18 protein-coding genes and 1 tRNA gene are annotated in these 21,734 nt (G+C 61.6%); 15 read left to right on the top strand and 4 right to left on the bottom strand.

The genetic code is table 11. The annotated features are described in order from the left end of the window. Positions 1 to 99 precede the first annotated feature (99 nt). From apaG to JYG36_RS03135, 7 genes are all read left to right on the top strand, one after another. Complete coding sequence (gene apaG, locus JYG36_RS03165; protein WP_045199285.1) at positions 100 to 480, top strand: Co2+/Mg2+ efflux facilitator ApaG/CorD; 381 nt, start codon at positions 100 to 102, stop codon at positions 478 to 480. Further along, complete coding sequence (locus tag JYG36_RS03160; RefSeq protein ID WP_213603092.1) at positions 480 to 1,355, top strand: symmetrical bis(5'-nucleosyl)-tetraphosphatase; 876 nt, start codon at positions 480 to 482, stop codon at positions 1,353 to 1,355. Before apaG ends, JYG36_RS03160 begins: the two co-directional genes overlap by 1 nt. Before the next feature lie 14 nt (positions 1,356 to 1,369). After that, positions 1,370 to 1,699, top strand: a complete 330-nt coding sequence (gene glpE, locus JYG36_RS03155; protein ID WP_213603090.1) for a thiosulfate sulfurtransferase GlpE — start codon at positions 1,370 to 1,372, stop codon at positions 1,697 to 1,699. Between the two features lie 281 nt (positions 1,700 to 1,980). Continuing rightward, positions 1,981 to 3,903 (top strand): PrkA family serine protein kinase, encoded by a 1,923-nt coding sequence (locus tag JYG36_RS03150; RefSeq protein ID WP_010221441.1) that lies wholly within the window; start codon positions 1,981 to 1,983, stop codon positions 3,901 to 3,903. A gap of 134 nt (positions 3,904 to 4,037) precedes the next feature. After that, a complete protein-coding gene (locus tag JYG36_RS03145; RefSeq protein WP_045199279.1) occupies positions 4,038 to 5,309 on the top strand; it encodes a YeaH/YhbH family protein in 1,272 nt (423 codons plus the stop codon). Further along, positions 5,306 to 6,868 carry a SpoVR family protein gene (locus tag JYG36_RS03140; protein ID WP_045199277.1) on the top strand — a complete coding sequence of 521 codons (1,563 nt, stop codon included), beginning with the start codon at positions 5,306 to 5,308 and terminating at the stop codon, positions 6,866 to 6,868. Before JYG36_RS03145 ends, JYG36_RS03140 begins: the two co-directional genes overlap by 4 nt. A gap of 55 nt (positions 6,869 to 6,923) precedes the next feature. Then, complete coding sequence (locus JYG36_RS03135) at positions 6,924 to 8,153, top strand: multifunctional CCA addition/repair protein (RefSeq protein WP_213603088.1); 1,230 nt, start codon at positions 6,924 to 6,926, stop codon at positions 8,151 to 8,153. A 63-nt stretch (positions 8,154 to 8,216) separates the two neighbouring features. Here JYG36_RS03135 and folK read toward each other — a convergent pair whose 3' ends face one another. Together folK and folB are read right to left on the bottom strand one after the other, a co-directional pair. Continuing rightward, positions 8,217 to 8,726, bottom strand: a complete 510-nt coding sequence (folK, locus tag JYG36_RS03130; protein ID WP_213603086.1) for a 2-amino-4-hydroxy-6-hydroxymethyldihydropteridine diphosphokinase — start codon at positions 8,724 to 8,726, stop codon at positions 8,217 to 8,219. Continuing rightward, a complete protein-coding gene (gene folB, locus JYG36_RS03125) occupies positions 8,717 to 9,070 on the bottom strand; it encodes a dihydroneopterin aldolase (protein WP_045199271.1) in 354 nt (117 codons plus the stop codon). The genes folK and folB overlap by 10 nt, the downstream gene beginning before the upstream one ends. A 74-nt stretch (positions 9,071 to 9,144) precedes the next feature. Between folB and plsY the strand changes: the two genes are divergently transcribed. Continuing rightward, positions 9,145 to 9,714, top strand: a complete 570-nt coding sequence (gene plsY, locus JYG36_RS03120) for a glycerol-3-phosphate 1-O-acyltransferase PlsY (RefSeq protein WP_045199269.1) — start codon at positions 9,145 to 9,147, stop codon at positions 9,712 to 9,714. Between the two features lie 26 nt (positions 9,715 to 9,740). On the opposite strand, the gene tsaD is transcribed toward plsY, so the two are convergent. After that, on the bottom strand, positions 9,741 to 10,766 hold the full coding sequence (tsaD, locus tag JYG36_RS03115; RefSeq protein WP_038998431.1) for a tRNA (adenosine(37)-N6)-threonylcarbamoyltransferase complex transferase subunit TsaD: 1,026 nt from the start codon (positions 10,764 to 10,766) through the stop codon (positions 9,741 to 9,743). 201 nt (positions 10,767 to 10,967) lie between these two features. Here tsaD and rpsU point away from each other — a divergent pair, with 201 nt between their 5' ends. The 5 genes from rpsU to JYG36_RS03090 all read left to right on the top strand — a co-directional run bounded on the left by rpsU (position 10,968) and on the right by JYG36_RS03090 (position 19,338). After that, positions 10,968 to 11,183: a 30S ribosomal protein S21 gene (gene rpsU / locus JYG36_RS03110; RefSeq protein ID WP_002551877.1), complete on the top strand. Its 216-nt coding sequence runs from the start codon at positions 10,968 to 10,970 to the stop codon at positions 11,181 to 11,183. Between the two features lie 304 nt (positions 11,184 to 11,487). Continuing rightward, on the top strand, positions 11,488 to 13,458 hold the full coding sequence (gene dnaG, locus JYG36_RS03105; protein WP_093378936.1) for a DNA primase: 1,971 nt from the start codon (positions 11,488 to 11,490) through the stop codon (positions 13,456 to 13,458). A 67-nt stretch (positions 13,459 to 13,525) separates the two neighbouring features. Next, positions 13,526 to 15,376: an RNA polymerase sigma factor RpoD gene (gene rpoD / locus JYG36_RS03100; protein WP_045199259.1), complete on the top strand. Its 1,851-nt coding sequence runs from the start codon at positions 13,526 to 13,528 to the stop codon at positions 15,374 to 15,376. 128 nt (positions 15,377 to 15,504) lie between these two features. Next, a complete protein-coding gene (locus JYG36_RS03095) occupies positions 15,505 to 19,248 on the top strand; it encodes an EAL domain-containing protein (RefSeq protein ID WP_213603084.1) in 3,744 nt (1,247 codons plus the stop codon). 13 nt (positions 19,249 to 19,261) lie between these two features. Beyond that, positions 19,262 to 19,338 (top strand) — tRNA-Ile (locus tag JYG36_RS03090). Between the two features lie 41 nt (positions 19,339 to 19,379). Here JYG36_RS03090 and JYG36_RS03085 read toward each other — a convergent pair. Continuing rightward, complete coding sequence (locus tag JYG36_RS03085) at positions 19,380 to 20,168, bottom strand: AraC family transcriptional regulator (protein ID WP_176794208.1); 789 nt, start codon at positions 20,166 to 20,168, stop codon at positions 19,380 to 19,382. A gap of 93 nt (positions 20,169 to 20,261) precedes the next feature. Here JYG36_RS03085 and panB point away from each other — a divergent pair, with 93 nt between their 5' ends. Together panB and JYG36_RS03075 are read left to right on the top strand one after the other, a co-directional pair. After that, positions 20,262 to 21,080, top strand: coding sequence for a 3-methyl-2-oxobutanoate hydroxymethyltransferase (gene panB / locus JYG36_RS03080; RefSeq protein ID WP_045199252.1), 819 nt, complete (start codon positions 20,262 to 20,264; stop codon positions 21,078 to 21,080). Positions 21,081 to 21,172: 92 nt separating this feature from the next. After that, the gene (locus tag JYG36_RS03075) at positions 21,173 to 21,634 is read left to right on the top strand and encodes an Lrp/AsnC family transcriptional regulator (protein ID WP_038998420.1); all 462 of its coding nucleotides are present in this window, start codon (positions 21,173 to 21,175) and stop codon (positions 21,632 to 21,634) included. The last annotated feature ends 100 nt before the right edge of the window (positions 21,635 to 21,734 follow it).

The following is a 21,734-nucleotide window of genomic DNA, read 5'->3' as shown; positions in this document are numbered from 1 at the left end:
GCCATAGGCCAGTCATGCCCGCATGACTGGCCGGCTACCCCGCCGATAGCCTAGACTGACGCCATCGCCGTATCCGCGTCTGTTGCCAAGGCCCCTTGCATGTCTGATCCCCGTTACCAGATCGACGTCAGCGTCGTGACCCGCTTTCTCAAAGAACAATCCGACCCCGAAAACGACCGTTTCGCCTTCGCCTATACCATTACGGTGAAGAACAATGGCTCTGTGACCGCCAAGCTGATGTCACGACACTGGCTGATCACCAACGGTGATGGCCATGTCGAAGAGGTCAAGGGCGCCGGTGTGATCGGCCAGCAACCGGCCATTGAACCCGGGCAAAGCCACACTTACAGCAGCGGCGCGGTGATCAGCACCAAAGTCGGCACCATGCAGGGCAGCTATCAGATGTTTGCCGAGGACGGTAAGCGTTTCGACGCCGTCATTGCCCCCTTCCGCCTCGCCGTCCCCGGAGCCCTGCACTGATGGCGGTATACGCAGTCGGAGACCTGCAAGGCTGCCTGCAGCCGCTCAAGTCCCTGCTCGAACGGGTGAGCTTCGATCCAAAGGTCGACCGCCTGTGGCTGGTCGGCGATCTGGTCAACCGCGGCCCGGAATCACTGGAAACCTTGCGCTTCCTTTATTCCATCCGCGAATCGCTGGTGTGCGTACTGGGCAACCATGACCTGCACCTGCTGGCCGCCTGGCACAACATCGAGCGCCTGAAAAAAAGCGACACCCTGCGCGAAATTCTCGATGCGCCAGATGCTGGCGAACTGCTCGACTGGCTGCGCCGGCAAAAGCTGCTGCATTACGACGAGCAGCGCGGCGTAGTGCTGGTGCACGCCGGCATCCCGCCGCAGTGGACCCTGGGCAAGGCCCTGGAGCTGGCAGGCGAAGTTGAGGAAGCGCTGCGCGACGACAATCGCTTCAAGCCCTACCTCGATGGCATGTACGGCAACGAGCCGAACAAGTGGAGCAAGGACCTGAGCGGCGTCACCCGCCTGCGGGTGATCACCAACTACTTCACCCGCATGCGCTTTTGCACCAGCGAAGGCAAGCTCGACCTCAAGGGCAAGGAAGGCGCCGACACCGCCCCTCCCGGCTACAAGCCCTGGTTCGCCCACAAGGGCCGCCGCTCACGGCATGTGAAGATCATCTTCGGCCATTGGGCCGCCCTTGAAGGGCGCTGCAAGGAGCCCGGGGTGATCGCCCTGGACACCGGCTGCGTCTGGGGTGGCGCGATGACCCTGTACAACGTCGATACCGGCGCATTGCAGCGCTGTGAATGCACCGAGCAAGGCACCCCGCGCACGCAGCCTGCGTCCGCACAACCGGCTAGAATGAACGACCAGTCCTGAAGGAAACCGTACCCATGAGCGAATTCAAACGCATCCCTCCCGAGCAGGCCCAGGCGCTGCGCGAGCAAGGTGCGGTCGTGGTCGATATTCGCGACCCGCAAGCCTTTGCCGCCGGTCATATCACCGGCGCGCAGCATCTGGACAATCACTCGGTAGCGGACTTCATCCGCACTGCCGATCTCGATGCCCCCACCGTAGTGGTCTGCTATCACGGTAACTCCAGCCAGAGCGCTGCCGCCTACCTGATCAGCCAGGGCTTTTCCGACGTCTACAGCCTCGACGGCGGCTTCGAGCTGTGGCGTGGCACCTACCCTGCAGAAACCGCCCAAGGCACTGCCGAATAATTTTTTTCATCTCTCGCAGCCCGCGTCCTGTGCGGGCTCGCGCCTGGCCAGACGAACGGTCATGGCGAACTTCATGTACAACCGCCCTTGACCTCCCCGATAACGAACTATCCTTAAGCGCAGGCCATCCAAAAAGGGGAGAGCCGGTACACCGGCGTGCGGGTCATCGGTAGCGAGTTCTAGGTGTTCTGGGGGGTATACAGCAATCGGCGGTGTCGATTGCATGCCAGCATCAGCTGACTGATCCGGCGTCGGCTCCACGTATCGAGCGAGGTGACGTCATGAGTATTTTTAGCCACTTCCAACAACGTTTCGAGTCCACCCGTCAGGAAGAACTTTCGCTGCAAGAGTACCTTGAGCTCTGCAAAAGCGATCGCAGCGCTTATGCGTCGGCGGCCGAACGCCTGTTGATGGCTATCGGCGAGCCGGAACTGGTCGACACCTCGAACAACTCAAGGCTGTCGCGCATTTTCTCCAACAAGGTGATCCGCCGTTATCCGGCCTTTGAAGACTTCCATGGCATGGAAGAGTGCATCGACCAGATCGTGTCGTATTTCCGCCATGCCGCCCAAGGCCTGGAAGAGAAGAAACAGATCCTTTACCTGCTGGGCCCGGTGGGCGGTGGTAAATCGTCCCTGGCCGAAAAGCTCAAACAATTGATGGAGAAGGTGCCCTTCTATGCCATCAAGGGCTCGCCGGTATTCGAGTCGCCCCTGGGGCTGTTCAACGCCGCTGAAGACGGCGCCATTCTCGAAGAAGACTTCGGCATTCCACGACGCTACCTGAACACCATCATGTCGCCCTGGGCGACCAAGCGACTGGCCGAGTTCGGGGGCGACATCAGCCAGTTCAAAGTGGTCAAACTCTACCCGTCGATCCTCAACCAGATTGCCGTGGCCAAAACCGAACCGGGTGATGAAAACAACCAGGACATTTCCGCCCTGGTCGGCAAGGTCGACATCCGCAAACTCGAGGAATACCCGCAGAACGACGCCGACGCCTACAGCTACTCGGGCGCGCTGTGCCGGGCCAACCAGGGCCTGATGGAATTCGTCGAGATGTTCAAGGCGCCAATCAAGGTTCTGCACCCGCTGCTCACGGCAACCCAGGAAGGTAACTACAACAGTACCGAAGGCCTTGGGGCGATCCCCTACTCCGGGATCCTGCTGGCCCACTCCAACGAATCGGAATGGCACAGTTTCCGCAACAACAAGAACAACGAAGCCTTCATCGACCGTATCTACATCGTCAAGGTGCCGTACTGCCTGCGGGTCAGCGACGAGATCAAGATCTACGACAAGCTGCTGTTCAACAGCTCGCTGGCCAAGGCCCATTGCGCGCCAGACACCCTGAAGATGCTCGCCCAGTTCACCGTGCTGTCACGGCTCAAAGAGCCGGAAAACTCGAACATCTACTCGAAAATGCGGGTGTACGACGGCGAAAACCTCAAGGACACCGATCCCAAGGCCAAGTCGATCCAGGAGTACCGCGACGCCGCTGGAGTGGACGAAGGCATGAACGGCCTGTCGACCCGCTTCGCCTTCAAGATCCTCTCCAAGGTGTTCAACTTCGACCCTCACGAAATTGCCGCCAACCCGGTGCACCTGCTGTATGTGCTGGAGCAGCAAATCGAACAGGAACAGTTCCCGGCCGAAGTGCGCGAACGCTACCTGCGCTACCTCAAAGAGTACCTGGCACCGCGCTACATCGAGTTCATCGGCAAGGAAATCCAGACCGCTTACCTGGAGTCCTACAGCGAGTACGGGCAAAACATCTTCGACCGTTACGTGCTGTATGCCGACTTCTGGATTCAGGACCAGGAGTATCGCGACCCGGAAACCGGCGAGATCCTCAACCGCATCGCCCTCAACGAAGAGCTGGAGAAGATCGAGAAGCCGGCCGGCATCAGCAATCCGAAGGATTTCCGCAACGAAATCGTCAACTTCGTGTTGCGCGCCCGGGCCAACAACAACGGCAAGAACCCGACCTGGCTCAGCTACGAAAAACTGCGGGTGGTGATCGAGAAGAAAATGTTCTCCAACACCGAGGACCTGCTGCCGGTCATCAGCTTCAACGCCAAGGCCAGCAAAGAGGATCAACAAAAGCACAACGACTTCGTCACCCGAATGGTGGAACGCGGTTACACAGACAAGCAAGTTCGGCTGCTCTCGGAATGGTACCTGCGAGTCAGAAAATCGCAATAAGCGCCAAGCTGCAAGCTGTCAGCTGCAAGTCGCGCACGTAGGTCAAATACGTGTCGGCTTGCGGGGGCAGCGGTGATCCAACTTGAAGCTTGAAGCTTACAGCTTGCAGCTACCGCCTACTCCCGGAGGGGCCTATGAGCTATGTGATCGACCGACGCCTGAACGGCAAGAACAAGAGCACGGTCAACCGCCAGCGCTTTTTGCGGCGTTACCGTGACCATATCAAGAAGGCCGTCGAGGAGGCCGTGAGCCGCCGCTCCATCACCGATATGGAGCATGGCGAGCAGATCAGCATTCCCGGTCGCGACATCGACGAGCCGGTGCTGCACCATGGCCGCGGCGGCAAGCAGACCGTGGTGCACCCTGGCAACAAGGAATTCACCGCGGGCGAGCATATCGCCCGTCCGCAAGGGGGCGGCGGGGGCGGCGGCCGCGGCAAGGCCGGCAACTCTGGCGAAGGCATGGACGAGTTCGTCTTCCAGATTACCCAGGAAGAATTCCTCGAGTTCATGTTCGAAGACCTCGAACTGCCCAACCTGGTCAAACGTCACCTGACCGGCACCGACACCTTCAAGACCGTGCGCGCCGGTATCAGCAACGAAGGCAACCCGTCACGCATCAACATCATCCGCACCCTGCGTTCAGCCCATGCCCGGCGTATCGCCCTGTCCGGCAGCAGCCGGGCAAAACTGCGTGAGGCGCAGGAAGAACTGGCGCGCCTGAAGCGCGAAGAACCGGACAATTTCGGCGATATTCAGGAAATCGAAGCGGAAATCGAGCGATTGAGCGCGCGCATCCACCGCGTGCCGTTCCTCGACACCTTCGACCTCAAGTACAACCTGCTGGTCAAGCAACCCAACCCCAGTTCCAAGGCGGTGATGTTCTGCCTGATGGACGTTTCCGGCTCCATGACCCAGGCCACCAAGGACATCGCCAAGCGCTTCTTCATCCTTTTGTACCTGTTCCTCAAGCGCAACTACGACAAGATCGAAGTCGTGTTCATCCGCCATCACACCAGCGCCCGCGAAGTAGACGAAGAGGAGTTTTTCTACTCTCGGGAAACCGGCGGCACCATCGTCTCCAGCGCCCTGAAGCTGATGCAGGAGATCATGGCAGAACGCTATCCGGCCAATGAATGGAACATCTACGCCGCCCAGGCTTCAGATGGCGACAACTGGAACGACGACTCGCCGATCTGCCGCGAGATTCTTACCAAGCAGATCATGCCGTTCGTCCAGTACTACACTTACGTTGAGATCACCCCTCGCGAACATCAGGCATTGTGGTACGAGTATGAGCGTATCGGCGAAGCCTTTGCCGATACGTTCGCCCAGCAGCAGCTGGTGTCGGCCGGCGATATCTATCCGGTCTTCCGTGAACTCTTCCAGCGCAGGTTAGTGACATGACCGCTAGAGAGCAGAAGCGCCACCCTATTTCTACCGGGTCCGAATGGACATTCGAACTGATCCAGGCCTATGACCGGGAAATCAGCCGCCTGGCCGAGCGCTACGCCCTGGACACCTACCCCAACCAGATCGAGGTGATCACTGCCGAGCAAATGATGGACGCCTACGCCTCCGTCGGCATGCCGCTGGGCTATCACCACTGGTCCTACGGCAAACACTTTCTCAGCACTGAAAAGTCCTATAGCCGCGGTCAAATGGGCCTGGCCTACGAGATCGTGATCAACTCCGACCCCTGCATCGCCTACCTGATGGAAGAAAACACCATCTGCATGCAGGCCCTGGTGGTTGCCCACGCCTGCTACGGACACAACAGCTTCTTCAAGGGCAACTACCTGTTCCGCACCTGGACCGACGCCAGCTCGATCATCGACTACCTGGTGTTTGCCAAGCAGTACATCACCCAGTGCGAAGAACGCCATGGCATCGATGCCGTCGAAGACCTGCTCGACTCCTGCCACGCGCTGATGAACTACGGTGTCGACCGCTACAAGCGGCCCTACCCGATCTCCGCCGAAGAAGAGCGGCGCCGCCAGAAGGAACGCGAAGAGCACCTGCAAAAACAGATCAACGACCTGTGGCGCACCATTCCCAAGGGCGCCGACAAGAACAGCGACCGCGACAACGCGCGCTTCCCGGCCGAACCCCAGGAGAACATCCTCTACTTCATCGAGAAACACGCGCCGCTGCTCGAACCCTGGCAGCGTGAAATCGTGCGTATCGTGCGCAAGATCGCCCAGTACTTCTACCCGCAGCGCCAGACCCAGGTGATGAACGAAGGCTGGGCAACCTTCTGGCACTACACCCTGATGAACGATCTGTATGACGAAGGCCTGGTGACCGAAGGCTTCATGATGGAGTTCCTGCAGTCGCACACCAGCGTGGTGTTCCAGCCAGGCTTCGACAGCCCCTATTACAGCGGCATCAACCCTTATGCCCTGGGCTTTGCGATGTACCGCGACATCCGCCGCATGTGCGAACACCCTACCGAAGAGGACCGCCGCTGGTTCCCCGACATCGCCGGCAGTGACTGGCTGTCGACCATCAAGTTCGCCATGAGCAGCTTCAAGGACGAAAGCTTCATTCTCCAGTACCTGTCGCCGACGGTAATCCGCGACCTAAAGCTGTTCAGCATCCTCGATGACGATCAGCGCGAAGACCTGCTGGTACCGGCCATCCACGACGAAAGTGGCTATCGGATCATCCGCGAGACCCTGGCCGCCCAGTACAACCTCGGCAACCGTGAACCCAACGTGCAGATCTGGAGCATCGACCGTCGCGGCGACCGCTCGCTGACCCTGCGCCACCAGCAACACGACCGCAAACCCCTGGGCGACTCAACCGAGGAGGTTCTCAAGCACCTGCACCGCCTCTGGGGCTTTGACATCCACCTGGAGACCCTGCAGGGCGAGCAGGTGATGAAAACCCACCATGTGCCGCCCAAAGGCGAGCACGGCGAAGCTGACTATGGTCGCCTGGACCTGGCGGTAGTGCACCTCTAGCACGCCCTCCGTTGCTGCCAGACAGGTTATCCTGTGGCATCAACGGAGGTTCTACATGCAGATCTACAAAGTCGGCGGCGCCGTACGCGACCGCCTGCTCGGCAGGCCGGTCAGTGATATCGACTGGGTCGTGGTCGGCGCCACGGCGGAACAAATGCAAGCCCTGGGCTATCGCCCGGTCGGGGCGGATTTCCCGGTGTTCCTGCACCCCAAAAGCGGTGAGGAATACGCCTTGGCGCGCACCGAGCGCAAGAGCGGACGCGGCTATGGCGGCTTCACCTTCCACGCAAGCCCCGAGGTTACCCTCGAGCAGGACCTGATCCGCCGCGACCTGACCATCAATGCCATGGCCGAGGACGACGAGGGCAATATCTGCGACCCGTATAACGGCCAGAAAGACCTAGAAGCCCGAATTTTGCGCCATGTTTCCCCGGCATTCGCCGAAGATCCCTTGCGCGTGCTGCGCGTCGCCCGCTTTGCCGCGCGCTATGCCGGCATGGGCTTTAGCGTGGCCCCGGAAACCATCGAGCTGATGCGCGAACTGGGAGATTCAGGCGAACTGCAAGCCCTGACCGCCGAGCGCAGCTGGAAGGAAATCGCCCGGGCGCTGATGGAGGACCAACCCCAGGTATTCATCCAGGTATTGCGCGATTGCGGCGCCCTCAAGCAACTGATGCCCGAGCTCGATGCGCTGTTCGGGGTGCCGCAGCCTGAGGCCCATCACCCGGAGATCGACAGCGGCATCCATACCCTCTCGGTGCTCGAGCAAGCCGCCCTGCACCAGCAGCCCCTGAGCGTGCGCTGGGCCTGTTTGCTGCACGACCTGGGCAAGGGCCTTACCCCAGAGAAAGAATGGCCACGGCACATCGCTCACGAGCAACGCGGGCTGAAGTTGATCAAGGCGGTGAACCAGCGCTTCAAGGCGCCCCGTGAATGCCAGGAACTGGCCTTGCTGGTCGGGGAATATCACACCCACTGCCACCGGGCCCTGGAACTGCGCGCCTCGACCTTGCTGGAGCTACTGCAAAGCTTCGATGTGTACCGCCGGCCGCAGCGTTTCGAGGAGTTTATCGTCGCCTGCGAGATGGACGCCCGGGGCCGCAAGGGCCTGGAGCAACGTGATTATCCACAGGCTGATTACCTGCGCGGCGCAGCGGCGGCGGCGCGTGCAGTGCAGGTGCAACCGCTGGTGCAACGAGGGCTGACCGGGCAGGCGCTGGGCGAGGCGCTCAAGGGCGAGCGGCTGAAGGCGTTGAAGGCGTACAAGGAAGGTCTCGGGCGCTGAACCTATCGCGGGGCAAGCCCGCTCCTACAATCCTGTGGGAGCGGGCTTGCCCCGCGATCGAAGCTAAAGACCGGTCAACTGCTGCCCACGCCACTCGAACGGCACCGGCGCCAGCACTTGCTCGATTTGCGCCTCGGCCCACAGCTGGCTCATGGTTTTGCCGGCACCCGGGTGCTTAAGCGCTGGCGCAATCAACGCCAGCGGCCACAACACGAATGCGTTCTTGAGAATCTCTGCCCGCGGCAATACCAGCCCGTCGAAGCTGCCATGCAGGTCGTTGTACATCAGCACGTCGATATCCAGCGGCAGACCTTTGCGCTCGGGGGCGTAGCGGCCATTGTCGGCCTCGATGAACTTGAGCCGGCGATCCAGTTCCATCAGCGGCAGCTCGGTCAAACCGCTGACCACCAGGTTGAAGAACGGTCCGCTCTTGATGCCCACCGCCTGGCTTTCGAACACCGCCGAACAGTGCATGTCGGTGAGCATTTCGGCCAAGGCATCGAGCCCGGCGGTCAAGTGCCGCTCGCGCTCGATATTGCTGCCCAGCCCGAGGTAAACCCTGTTCAGAGACATCCGCGCTCGATCTCCACGCCGACCCCAGTGGCGGCCGGTACCGCGCCAGGCTTGGTCAGTTTCAGGCGCAACCAGGGAATCTGGAACTCACTCATCAGCACCGCCGCCAGGCGCTCGGCGAAGGTTTCCACCAACTGGAACTCGGACTGCTCGGCAAACGCCTGGATGCGCGCCGACACGCTGGCGTAGTCCAGGGCTTTGGTCAGGTCGTCTCCGGCTGCGGCCGGGCGGTTGTCCCAGGCAAAGCTCAGGTCCAGGCGCAGGCACTGGCGGATTCCGCGCTCCCAGTCATAGGCGCCGATCACGGTATCGACTTCCAGCCCCTCGATGAACACTCTGTCCAAGCACTTCTCTCCACAGCACGACAAGGGCGCGTTGCGCCGTTAGAATCAGGGCGTCCTCGCCCGGAATGGTTAGCATGTTTTGGTTACTGGCGCTGTGCGCCTACCTGCTTGGCTCTCTGTCCTTTGCCATCGTCCTCAGCCGCCTCAATGGCAGCCCGGACCCGCGCATGAGCGGTTCAGGCAATGCCGGTGCAACCAACATGCTGCGCCTGGCCGGCCGCAAACTGGCGGTCCTGACCCTGCTTGGCGACCTGTGCAAGGGCCTGCTGCCCGTGCTGGTCGCCAATCTTGCTGGCCTCGACCTGCAGCAACAGGCCTGGATCGGCGTGTGCGCGGTGATTGGCCATCTGTTTCCGGTGTACTTCCGCTTTCGCGGCGGCAAAGGTGTCGCCACCGCCGCCGGCATGCTGCTGGGGCTTTACCCGCCAGCCGCCTTGCTGGCCATCAGCGCCTGGCTGCTGACCTTCTACCTGACCCGTACCAGCTCGCTGGCGGCGCTGGTGGCAACGCCACTGACCCTGCCACTACTGGCCTGGCGTGAGCCGGAAGCGTTGCTGCCAATCAGCGTGCTGACCGTGCTGATCGTCTGGCGTCACCGCGGCAATCTACGCGACCTTTTCGCCGGACGCGAACGGCATTTCTGAATCCAGCGCATGAGCAACGCTCAGCTTCACAGCGGCGCCAGTTGCTCCATTGGCCAGCGCGCCTGCACGCTGATCGCCAGGCTTTCCTGCTGCCCGGCGGCCAGACGCTGGCAGCCGGCGTAGGCAATCATGGCGCCGTTATCGGTGCAAAACTGCGGCCGGGCGTAGTACACATTACCCTTGATGCCAGCCAGCATGTCTTCCAGCGAAGCGCGCAAGGCCTTGTTGGCACTGACGCCGCCAGCGATCACCAGGCGCTTGAGGCCGGTCTGCTTGAGGGCTCGCTTGCACTTGATGGTCAAAGTCTCCACCACCGCCTGCTGGAAGGCCAGCGACACGTCGCAACGGGTTTGCTCACCGTCGTCCCCAGCACTCTGGCACTGCTGCCAGGTATTGAGGGCAAAGGTTTTCAGGCCGCTGAAGCTGAAATCCAGCCCCGGGCGGTCGGTCATCGGCCGCGGGAAGACAAAGCGCCCGGGCACGCCCTGGGTTGCCAGGCGAGCGATCTCCGGGCCACCCGGGTACGGCAGGCCGATCAGCTTGGCGGTCTTGTCGAAGGCTTCGCCGGCGGCGTCATCGAGGGTCTCGCCGAGCAACTCGTACTGACCGATACCGTCGACGCGCACCAACTGGGTATGCCCGCCCGACACCAGCAAGGCGACGAACGGGAACTCGGGTGGCTGCTCTTCGAGCATCGGCGCCAGCAGGTGACCTTCCATGTGATGCACGCCAAGCGCCGGAATCCCCCAGGCAAAGGCCAGGGCCTGGGCGCAGGAAGCGCCCACCAGGAGTGCGCCGACCAGGCCGGGGCCTGCGGTATAGGCGATGGCGTCGATCTCGGTGGCGACGCAGTCGGCTTCGGCCAGCACCTGGCGGATCAACGGCAGCATGCGCTTGACGTGATCACGCGAGGCCAGCTCCGGCACTACCCCGCCATAGACGCGGTGCAGGTCGATCTGACTGAACAATGCATCGGCCAAAAGGCCGCGTTCACTGTCGTATAATGCGACGCCGGTTTCGTCGCAGGATGTTTCCAATCCCAGTACTAGCATGGGTCCGTGCCTTGTTGAGGCTGAATTCGAAGGCGCGCATGATAGTCCCCGCTCCCGACGCCGACCAGCGGTTTTCGATCAGAGGCTTTGCATTCCGGTCGGCTAAGGGTTAACATCCGCAACCCTTAAAAACCGACGTTCTCCAGCGCACATTTTTGCCACGAGTTCGTTGACCCCGGTAATGAATGAAGGTAGCTCTGGATGCCAGCCGTCAAAGTTAAAGAGAATGAACCCTTCGACGTAGCTCTGCGTCGTTTCAAGCGCTCCTGCGAAAAAGCCGGTGTTCTGGCTGAAGTTCGTAGCCGCGAATTTTACGAGAAGCCGACTTCTGAGCGTAAGCGCAAAGCAGCAGCCGCTGTTAAACGTCACGCCAAGAAAGTTCAGCGCGAACAGCGCCGCGCCGTTCGTCTGTACTAATACAGACGTCCGTCGCAAGCTTCTGCCTCGCCCGGCCCACAGCCGGGCTGCCGGCAGTTGTTGCTTGATCCTTTGGCCTTCGGGCCCAAGGCGTCCTGTTGCCCTGCAGCATGGACAACCTGCCTGAATCGTCAGAACTGGCCGCAACGCCAGCTGTGCACGTCCTTCCTGACGAGCCTTTACCGGCTGCAGACGAGCACGTCTTTCCGTATTTTGTGTTACGCCATTCGACATCGCTCGAACGCGCAGCCGTTCCCGCCGCATTAGCGATTACACTTGCTTATCGCCTGATGATGAGAGTGCCATGGCCGGGCTGATTCCCCAGAGTTTTATCGACGACCTGCTCAACCGTACCGACATCGTCGATGTGGTGAGTTCGCGCGTGCAGCTGAAAAAAGCTGGCAAGAACCTCACGGCCTGCTGCCCGTTCCACAAAGAAAAGACCCCGTCCTTCAGCGTCAGCCCCGACAAACAGTTCTATTACTGCTTTGGCTGCGGCGCGGGCGGCAACGCCCTTGGCTTCATCATGGACCACGACAACCTGGATTTCCCCCAGGCCGTCGAGGAACTGGCCAAGGCCGCCGGCATGGAGATCCCCCGCGAAGAAAGCGGGCGTGGTCACAAACCCCGGCAACCAGTCGATTCACCGCTGTACCCGCTGCTTGAAGCCGCCGCCGAATTTTATCGCCAGGCGCTGCGCAGCCATCCGACGCGCAAATCCGCGGTCGACTACCTCAAGGGCCGCGGCCTGTCCGGCGAGATCGCCCGCGACTTCGGCCTGGGCTTTGCCCCGCCCGGCTGGGACAACCTGTTCAAACACTTGAGCAGCGATACCTTGCAGCAAAAGGCCATGATTGATGCCGGCCTGCTGATCGAGAACGCCGAGTCCGGCAAGCGCTACGACCGCTTCCGTGACCGGGTGATGTTTCCGATCCGCGACAGCCGTGGCCGGGTCATCGCCTTCGGCGGCCGGGTTCTGGGCGACGACAAGCCCAAGTACCTCAACTCCCCGGAAACCCCGGTGTTCCACAAGGGCCAGGAGCTGTACGGGCTGTACGAGGCGCGCAAGTTCAACCGCAACCTCGACGAGATCATCGTGGTCGAAGGCTACATGGACGTCATAGCCCTCGCGCAGCAAGGCTTGCGCAACGCGGTGGCAACCCTGGGCACGGCCACCAGCGAAGAGCACCTCAAGCGTCTGTTTCGCGTGGTGCCGAGCGTGCTGTTCTGTTTTGACGGCGACCAGGCCGGCCGCAATGCTGCCTGGCGCGCCCTGGAAGCAACGCTTTCGAGCCTGCAGGACGGGCGCAAGGCGCGCTTTCTGTTTTTGCCCGAAGGCGAAGACCCCGACACCCTGGTACGCGCCGAAGGCACCGATGCCTTCCGCGCGCGCATCAATCAGCATGCGCAGCCGCTGGCCGATTATTTTTTCCAGCAGTTGACCGAGGAAGCTGACCCGCGCTCGCTCGAGGGCAAGGCACACATGGCCACCCTCGCTGCACCGTTGATCGAAAAAGTGCCCGGGGCGAATCTTCGCGCCTTGATGCGCAATCGCCTCAAGGAAATCACCGGCCTGGACAACCAGCAGGTCGAACAACTGGCGCACACTGCACCGGCGGAAGCTCCACCCAGTTACGACCCGGGCATCGATTACGACGCGATTCCCGACTACACACCGGATTACGCTGATTTTCACCAGCCCGAGTACGCCGCGCCACAACAGCAGTGGACACCGAACAAGGGCGGCAAGAAAAAGTGGGACGGCAAACCCTGGGACAAGAAGGGCAAGCCCTGGGAGCGCAATGGCCAGCGCCAGGATGCGCCACCACGGGTGCCGACCTCGGTAGAACCGCCGACCTTGAGCGCCCTGCGCACCTTGCTGCATCACCCGCAACTGGCGAAAAAGGTCGAAGATGCCAGCCAGCTGGCGGCCGAAGAACACGTCTATGCCCAGCTGCTGGTAGCCCTGCTCGAGGCGTTGCAAAAGAATCCTGAGCTACGCTCACTACAGCTGATCGCCCGCTGGCATGGCACTGAACAGGGCCGCCTGCTAAGGGCATTGGCAGAAAAGGAATGGCTGATCGATGCCGATAACCTTGAACAACAGTTTTTCGACACCATAACTAGCTTGTCCGCTCGCCAACGCGAGCGCAGCCTGGAACATCTGCTCAGGAAAGCACGTCAAAGTGACTTGAGCGCAGAGGAAAAAAATCAGCTGCGTGACCTGTTAAGCCGTAATGTTCCCGCACAAACCCCGACCTCAACTGGCGCGTGAGGTCCTAGCTCGGGTATAATCCTCGGCTTGTTTTTTGCCCGCCAAGACCTTCAGTGGATAGGGTGTTATGTCCGGAAAAGCGCAACAGCAGTCTCGCATCAAAGAGTTGATCACCCGCGGTCGTGAGCAGGGCTACCTGACTTACGCGGAGGTCAACGACCACCTGCCAGAGGATATTTCAGATCCGGAGCAGGTGGAAGACATCATCCGCATGATCAACGACATGGGGATCAACGTATTCGAGAGTGCTCCGGATGCGGATGCCCTTTTGTTGGCCGAAGCCGACACCGACGAAGCCGCAGCTGAAGAAGCCGCCGCAGCGTTGGCGGCTGTGGAAACCGATATTGGTCGCACGACTGACCCGGTGCGCATGTACATGCGTGAAATGGGTACCGTCGAGCTTCTGACCCGCGAAGGCGAAATCGAAATCGCCAAGCGGATCGAAGAAGGTATTCGTGAAGTCATGGGTGCTATCGCCCACTTCCCGGGTACGGTCGAGCACATCCTCTCCGAGTACGATCGCGTCACCACCGAAGGTGGCCGCCTGTCCGACGTTCTCAGCGGTTACATCGACCCGGACGACGGCATCGCGCCGCCGGCCGAAGTGCCGCCGCCGATCGACCCGAAAGCCCCGGCCAAGGCCGATGCTGACGACGACGAGGAAGAGAAAGAGGAAAGCAGCGACGAAGAGGAAGAAGTCGAAAGCGGTCCGGATCCGGTCGTCGCGCAACAGCGCTTCGGTGCCGTCCAGGATCAGCTCAACGCTACCCTCAAGGTGCTGAAGAAGAACGGCCGCAGCCACAAGGACAGCCTCAAGGCGATGCTTGATCTGGCCGAGCTGTTCATGCCGATCAAGCTGGTACCGAAGCAGTTCGAAGCCCTGGTTGAGCGCGTTCGTAGCGCCCTGGACCGCCTGCGTCAGCAAGAACGCGCCATCATGCAACTGTGCGTCCGTGACGCGCGCATGCCACGTGCCGACTTCCTGCGCCTGTTCCCGAGCAACGAAATCGACCAGACCTGGGCCAGCGACCTGGCCAAGCGCAGCACCAAATGGGCGGCTGCCCTGGGTGAGAAAAGCGACGCCATCGTGGCCTGCCAGCAGAAGCTGATCGACCTCGAAAGCGAAACCGGCCTGACCATCGCCGAGATCAAGGACATCAACCGTCGCATGTCGATCGGTGAAGCCAAGGCTCGTCGCGCCAAGAAAGAAATGGTCGAGGCCAACCTGCGTCTGGTTATCTCGATCGCCAAGAAGTACACCAACCGCGGCCTGCAGTTCCTCGACCTGATCCAGGAAGGCAACATCGGCCTGATGAAGGCGGTGGACAAGTTCGAATACCGTCGTGGTTACAAGTTCTCGACCTATGCCACCTGGTGGATTCGCCAGGCGATCACCCGTTCGATCGCCGACCAGGCCCGCACCATCCGTATTCCGGTGCACATGATCGAGACGATCAACAAGCTCAACCGTATTTCCCGGCAGATGTTGCAGGAAATGGGTCGCGAACCGACCCCGGAAGAGCTGGGTGAGCGCATGGAAATGCCTGAGGACAAGATCCGCAAGGTATTGAAGATCGCCAAAGAGCCGATCTCCATGGAAACCCCGATCGGTGACGACGAAGATTCGCACCTGGGTGACTTCATCGAAGACTCGACCATGCAGTCGCCAATCGATGTGGCCACGGTCGAAAGCCTCAAGGAAGCGACCCGTGACGTGCTCTCCGGTCTGACCGCACGCGAAGCCAAGGTGCTGCGCATGCGTTTCGGTATCGACATGAACACCGATCACACCCTCGAAGAGGTCGGCAAACAATTCGACGTGACCCGCGAGCGGATCCGTCAGATTGAAGCCAAGGCGCTGCGCAAGCTGCGCCATCCGACACGAAGCGAGCATCTGCGCTCCTTCCTCGACGAGTGATGACAAACCCCGGCCCAGGCCGGGGTTTTTCTTTTCCGGCGAACGGCGCTTTTCAGCCTTTGCCCACTACCCCGCCGCTGAAATGCCCGTCTACACTCGAATCAATCCACCTGTGTGACGAGGCCGTTATGCCCCGAATGCCGGCCCTTCTGTTGGCTCTCCTGCTCGTCTGGAGTGCAACTGCCGGCGCCTTGACCCTGACTGAGGAAGAACAAGCCTGGCTCAGCGCACACCCGCAGCTGCGCCTGGGCGTCGATGCATCCTGGCCACCTTTTGAATACCGGGACCAGGACGGTCGCTACCAGGGATTGGCCGCCGACTACATTGCCCTTATCCAGGACCGCCTGGACGTGCAGTTCAAGCCGATCGAGCCGATCAGCTGGACTGCCGTGCTCGAGCAGGCCCGGCAGAACAAGCTCGACCTGCTGCCCGGTATCATGTCCACCCCAGAGCGCCAGAGCTTTCTGGCCTTCACCCGCCCGTACCTGGATTTTCCGATCGTCATCCTCGCCCATGATGGCGGGCCGCAGCCACGGACCATCAAGGATCTCTACGGCCTGAAGATCGCCGTGGTGGAAAACTACGCGCCCCACGAGCTGTTGCGCACCCACCACCCGGACCTCAACCTGGTGGCCCTGCCCAATGTCAGCTCGGCGCTGCAGGCCCTGGCCACCGATGAAGTGGACGCCGTGGTGGGCGACCTTGCCTCGAGCATCTGGAGCCTGCGTCAGCTCAAGCTCGAAGGCCTGTACGTCAGCGGCGAAACGCCCTACCGCTATCAGCTGGCCATGGCAGTGCCACGGGAACAGAAGATCCTCGTCGGCATTCTCGACAAGGTCATGGCCGACATGAGCCCCGGCGAAATCAGCAATATCCAGGAGCGCTGGGTCGGCAAAGTGCTTGACCACCGCACGCTGTGGTACGACCTGCTGATCTACGGCCTGCCCGCCCTGCTGCTGATGATCGCCATCCTTGCTGCGGTGATCCGCGTCAACCGCCGCCTGAGCTCGGAGATTTCCCGGCGCATCGCCCTTGAGCAGGAACTGCGCAGCAGCGAATACCACTACCGCGGCCTGGTCGAAAGCCTTTCGGCCATTGCCTGGGAAGCCGACGCCAACGACTTCACCTACAGCTACGTCTCGCCCCATGCCGAAGACCTGCTCGGCTACCCGTTGAACCAGTGGCTGCGCCCGGGCTTCTGGCGCAGCATCATCCACCCCGACGACGCCCTCTGGGCCCAGGCCTATTGCGACAGCGAAACCGCCGCCGGCCGCGATCACAGCCTTGATTACCGCGTAATCCGCGCCGACGGCCGCAGCCTGTGGGTGCGCGATATCGTCAGCCTCATCGAACACGGGCACAAACCAGTGATGCGTGGGCTGATGATCGACATCAGCGAAACCAAGAACGCCGAAGAAGCCCTGCGCCTGTCGGAGCAGAAGTTCGCCTCGGTGTTTCAGCAGTGCCCGGATATCCTGGTGATCGCCCGGATGAGCGACGGCTGCCTGCTGGAAGTCAATGAGGCCTTTGAAGAACAGATCGGCCTGAGCCCGGCGCAAGTGCTGGGCCGCACCGCCACCGAGCTGAACATCTGGGGCATCGACGGCGTTGGCCCGGACCTGCTCAAGCGCTTGCAGGCAGGCAGCATCCGCAACCTGGAAATGCTCTTCCGGCGCAGCAACGGCCAGCTGTTCACCGGCCTGACTTCCGCCGAGACCTTCCAGCTCGACAGCACGCCGGCGCTGGTAGTGGCAGTACGCGACATCAGCCAGCTGAAAGAAACCCAGGAGCAGCTGCAGACCTCCGAAGAGAAGTTCGCCAAGGCCTTCCACGCCTCCCCCGACGGCCTGTTGCTGTCGCGCCAGAGTGACGGTTTGCTGATCGAAGTAAACGAAGGCTTCTGCCGCCTGACCGGCTACGACACCCACATGTCGCTGGACCACACCTCGCTGGACCTGGGTATCTGGGTCGACCTCAACGAGCGCCGGCGGCTGCTGGACATGCTCCAGCGCGACGGCTTCGTGCGTGATTTCAGCTGCCATATCCGCCGCAGCGACGGCCAGATCCGCCTCTGCGAACTGTCAGCCAGGCCGCTGCCGATTGCCGGGGTCGATTGCATGCTGACCATCGCCCGCGACATCACCGAGCGCCATCTGATGCAGGAAAAACTGCAACTGGCCGCCACCGTATTCGAGAACACCGCCGAAGGCGTGTTGATCACCGACATCGACCAGCGCATCAGTGCGGTCAACCGCGCCTTCAGCGAAATCACCGGCTACAGCGAGTTTGAAGCGCTGGGTCAGACCCCACGGCTGCTCGCCTCCGGCCAGCACGATAGCGCCTTCTATGTCGCCATGTGGCACCAACTGACGGCTGAGGGCCATTGGCAGGGCGAAATCCACAACCGGCGCAAGAACGGCGAGGTTTACCCCAGTTGGCTGACCATCAGCGCGGTGCGCAACAGCGAGCGCGCCATCACCCACTTTGTCGCGGTGTTCGCCGATATCTCCAGCCTCAAGCACGCCCAGGCCAAGCTCGATTACCAGGCCCATCACGACCCGCTGACCGGCCTGCCCAATCGCACCCTGTTCGAAAGCCGCCTTCAGGCCGCGCTCAACTGTTCCCAGGCCTCCAAGCGCCAAGGCGCGGTGCTGTTTCTCGATCTCGATCGCTTCAAGCACATCAACGACAGCCTCGGCCATCCGGTCGGCGACCTGTTGCTTAAAGGCATCGCCCAGCGGCTCAAGGAACAGGTGCGCGACATCGATACCGTCGCACGCCTGGGCGGCGACGAGTTCATCATCCTGCTGCCCGGCCTGCACCAGCCCAGTGATGCCGAGCACATCGCGCACAAACTGCTGGCCTGCTTCGGCGCACCGTTCCAGGCTGGCGAACATGAGTTCTTTACCAGCGCCAGCATCGGCACCAGCCTTTATCCACAGGACGGCACCGACGTCGCCTCGCTGATCCGCAACGCCGACGCCGCCATGTACCGCTCCAAGGCCAAGGGGCGCAACCGGGTCGAGTCCTACACCCGCGACCTCACCGCCCAGGCCAGCGAGCGCATCGCCCTGGAGCACGAACTGCGCCGGGCCATCGAGCGCAATGAACTGAGCCTGTGCTACCAGCCCAAGTTCAGCCTCAAGACCCAGAGCCTGGTCGGCGCCGAAGCGCTGATCCGCTGGACCAACCCGACGTTCGGCGACGTCCCGCCGGAGCACTTCATTGCACTGGCCGAAGAGAACGGCATGATCCTGCAACTGGGCGACTGGGTACTGGAACAAGCCTGCCGGCAAATGCAGGTCTGGAAGCATAACTACCTGGCGTTCGGCCCGCTGTCGGTCAACCTCGCCGGCGCTCAGTTGCGCCAGCCAAGCCTGGTCAAACGCATCGAACAACTGCTCAAGACCCACCAGCTCAAGGCCGGTGACCTGCAGTTGGAAATCACCGAGAACTTCATCATGAGCCAGGCCGAAGAAGCCCTGGCCATCCTCCATCAACTCAAGCACCTGGGCGTGCAACTGGCGATCGACGACTTCGGCACCGGCTACTCGTCGCTGAGCTACCTCAAGCGCCTGCCGCTGGATATCCTCAAGATCGACCAGTCGTTCATCCGCGGCCTGCCCGACGATCCTCATGATGCGGCCATTGCCCGCGCCATCATCGCCCTGGGCCGCAGCATGCAACTGACCATCATCGCCGAAGGGGTGGAAAGCCAGGCTCAGCAGCAGTTCCTCGCTGCCGAAGGCTGCGAGCAGATCCAGGGCTACATCGTCAGCCTGCCGCTGCCGCCCGAAGAATTTGCCGCGAGTTTCCTTCGCATAGCACTTTCAGATCTTTCGGATAGCACAGCCCGGAAACCCTCGTTATAATCCGCGTCCACTGGGGCCTATAGCTCAGTTGGTTAGAGCAGGGGACTCATAATCCCTTGGTCGCAGGTTCGAGTCCTGCTGGGCCCACCAAATAAAAAACCGCGCATGGCGCGGTTTTTTTGTGCCCGCTGTCAGCTGCGCAATTCTGCCGCCCACAAGCCCGGGGTCTTGCCGTAGTGGCGCTGGAACAAGGCGATGAACGCCGACACCGAGTCGTAGCCCAGCTCATTGGCCAGCGCCGTGACGCTCATGCCTTGCGCCAGCAACGGCAAGGCCGCCAACAGGCGCAAGCGTTGGCGCCATTCCCTGAACGACAACTGCGTCTGGGCCTGGAACAACCGCACCAGGGTGCGCCGCGAAGCCCCCACCTGCTGCGCCCAGTCTTCAATGCTGCGGTTGTCGGCCGGGTTGGCCTGCAAGGCTTCGCTGATTCGGCGCAGGCGCGGATCACTGGGCAGCGGCAGGCCGAACGGCGCTTCGGGCAGTTCGCGCAACTCATCGACCAGCACCTGCAACAGCCGCGCCTGGGCGCCTTGGGCAGGGTATTGCGGTGCAAAGCTGTTGGCCTTGGCGATCAGCTCGCGTACCAGCGGCGTGACTTGCACCACACCGCAAGGACGCTGGTAGCCATTGAGCAGCGAGTCATCCAGGTACAGCCCGCGAAACTCGATGGTCTGGTCGCTGTAGGCGGTGTGCTCGACCCCCGCCGGTATCCACAACGCACATTGCGGCGGCAGCAGGTAGCTGTGCTGCTCGGTGACCACTTGCATGATCCCGGCGCTGGCGTAGGTGAACTGCACCCAGGGGTGTCTGTGCAATTGCACGCGATGGCCGGCCGGAATGGCAAACATGCGCCGGTAAACCGGCCCCGGCAGTTGCTGGAAGTCCGGCAACGGCGGTACTTCACTGCTTTGTCTCATTGGCGGCAATGCCTGTCTCCTTTGCTCAAGTGAGCCGACGAAGGCCGATGGTAGCCTGCGCCCGGCTTCGTTGAACAACCCAAGGAGAGACCGATGAGCAGCCATGTGCGTGAAAACCGTTTGAGCGTGCCCGCCATCCAGCAACGCAAGGGCGCTGGCAACCTGGTGGTGCTGACCGCCTACAGCATGCCGATGGCGCGTTGGGTAGATGCCGAAGCCGACGTGATTATCGTCGGCGACTCGGTGGGCATGGTGCTATATGGCCTGCCCAGCACTTTGGGAGTCAGCCTGGAGATGATGATTGCCCATGGCCAGGCAGTGATGCGCGGCTCCCAGCGCGCTTGCGTGGTCATCGACCTGCCCTTTGGCAGCTATCAGGCCTCACCCGAACAGGCCTTCCTCAGCGCCGCCCGGCTGCTGCGCGAGACAGGTGCCCAGGGCGTCAAGCTTGAGGGCGGTGAAGAGCTGGCCGAGACCGTGGAATTCCTCACCCGCCGTGGGATTCCGGTCATGGCCCATGTCGGCCTGATGCCGCAACAGGTCAACTGCCTGGGAGGTTTCAAGGCCCAGGGCCGCGACGACCAGGGCGCCGCCAAAGTGCGCCAGGACGCCCTGGCCATGCAGGCCGCCGGTGCCTTTTCGGTGGTGCTCGAAGGCATCGCCGAACCCCTGGCACGCCGCGTGAGCGAAGAGCTGACAATCCCCACCATCGGCATCGGCGCTTCGCCTGCCTGCGATGGCCAGGTGCTGGTCACCGAGGACCTGCTGGGTTTGTTCGGTGAATACCAACCGCGCTTCGTCAAACGCTTTGCCGACCTTCAGCCGCAGATTGCCCAGGCATTGGCCGCCTATGCCCGGGAAGTACGCGACGGCAGCTTCCCCCAGGCCGAGCACTGCTTCAAGGCGCGCTGAGCACAGACGCCTTGCCCCAGGGTGAGGGCAATGGATAGGCTATCGCGCTTATTCCATGAGCCGCGCAAAGCGGCTCTTGCCAGAGAGTGCCCATGTCCGACAGCCGCCCCGTCGCCCTCGACGAAATCGATCGCCAGCTGATCTCGCTGCTGCAGATCAACGCCCGTGAAAGCGTCGCCACGCTCGCCCGGCAACTGGGTATCGCGCGCACCACGGTAACTTCGCGCCTGGCCCGTCTGGAAAAGACCAAGGTCATCAGCGGCTACGGCGTGCGCCTGGGTCAGCGCCTGATCGATGGTGGCCTGCAGGCCTATGTCGGGATCAAGGTACAACCGCGTTCGGGCAAGGACGTGGTGCGGCGCCTGAGCGCCATGGGCCAGGTGCAGCAGTTGTGCGCGGTCAGCGGCGAATTCGACTACGTCGCCTGGCTGCGCAGCGACTCGCCCGAGCAACTGGACCAGTTGCTCGACCAGATCGGCAGCGTTGAAGGCGTGGAAAAAACCACCACCTCGATCATCCTCAGCAGCAAGGTGGATCGCGGGCAGCCGGTTTGAAGCCGGCGCCCACAGAAGTCAATATGAATGACAGATACGTCATATCGACCAACAAGCCGACCAAACGACGACACTCTGCATCTTAATTACGTAACCCCCG

The sequence above is a fragment of the Pseudomonas sp. SORT22 genome (assembly GCF_018417635.1).
In the GTDB taxonomy this organism is placed as follows: Bacteria; Pseudomonadota; Gammaproteobacteria; order Pseudomonadales; family Pseudomonadaceae; genus Aquipseudomonas.
The sequence above is the reverse complement of the archived record's forward strand: the minus strand, read 5'-3'. Positions and strand labels throughout refer to the sequence as shown.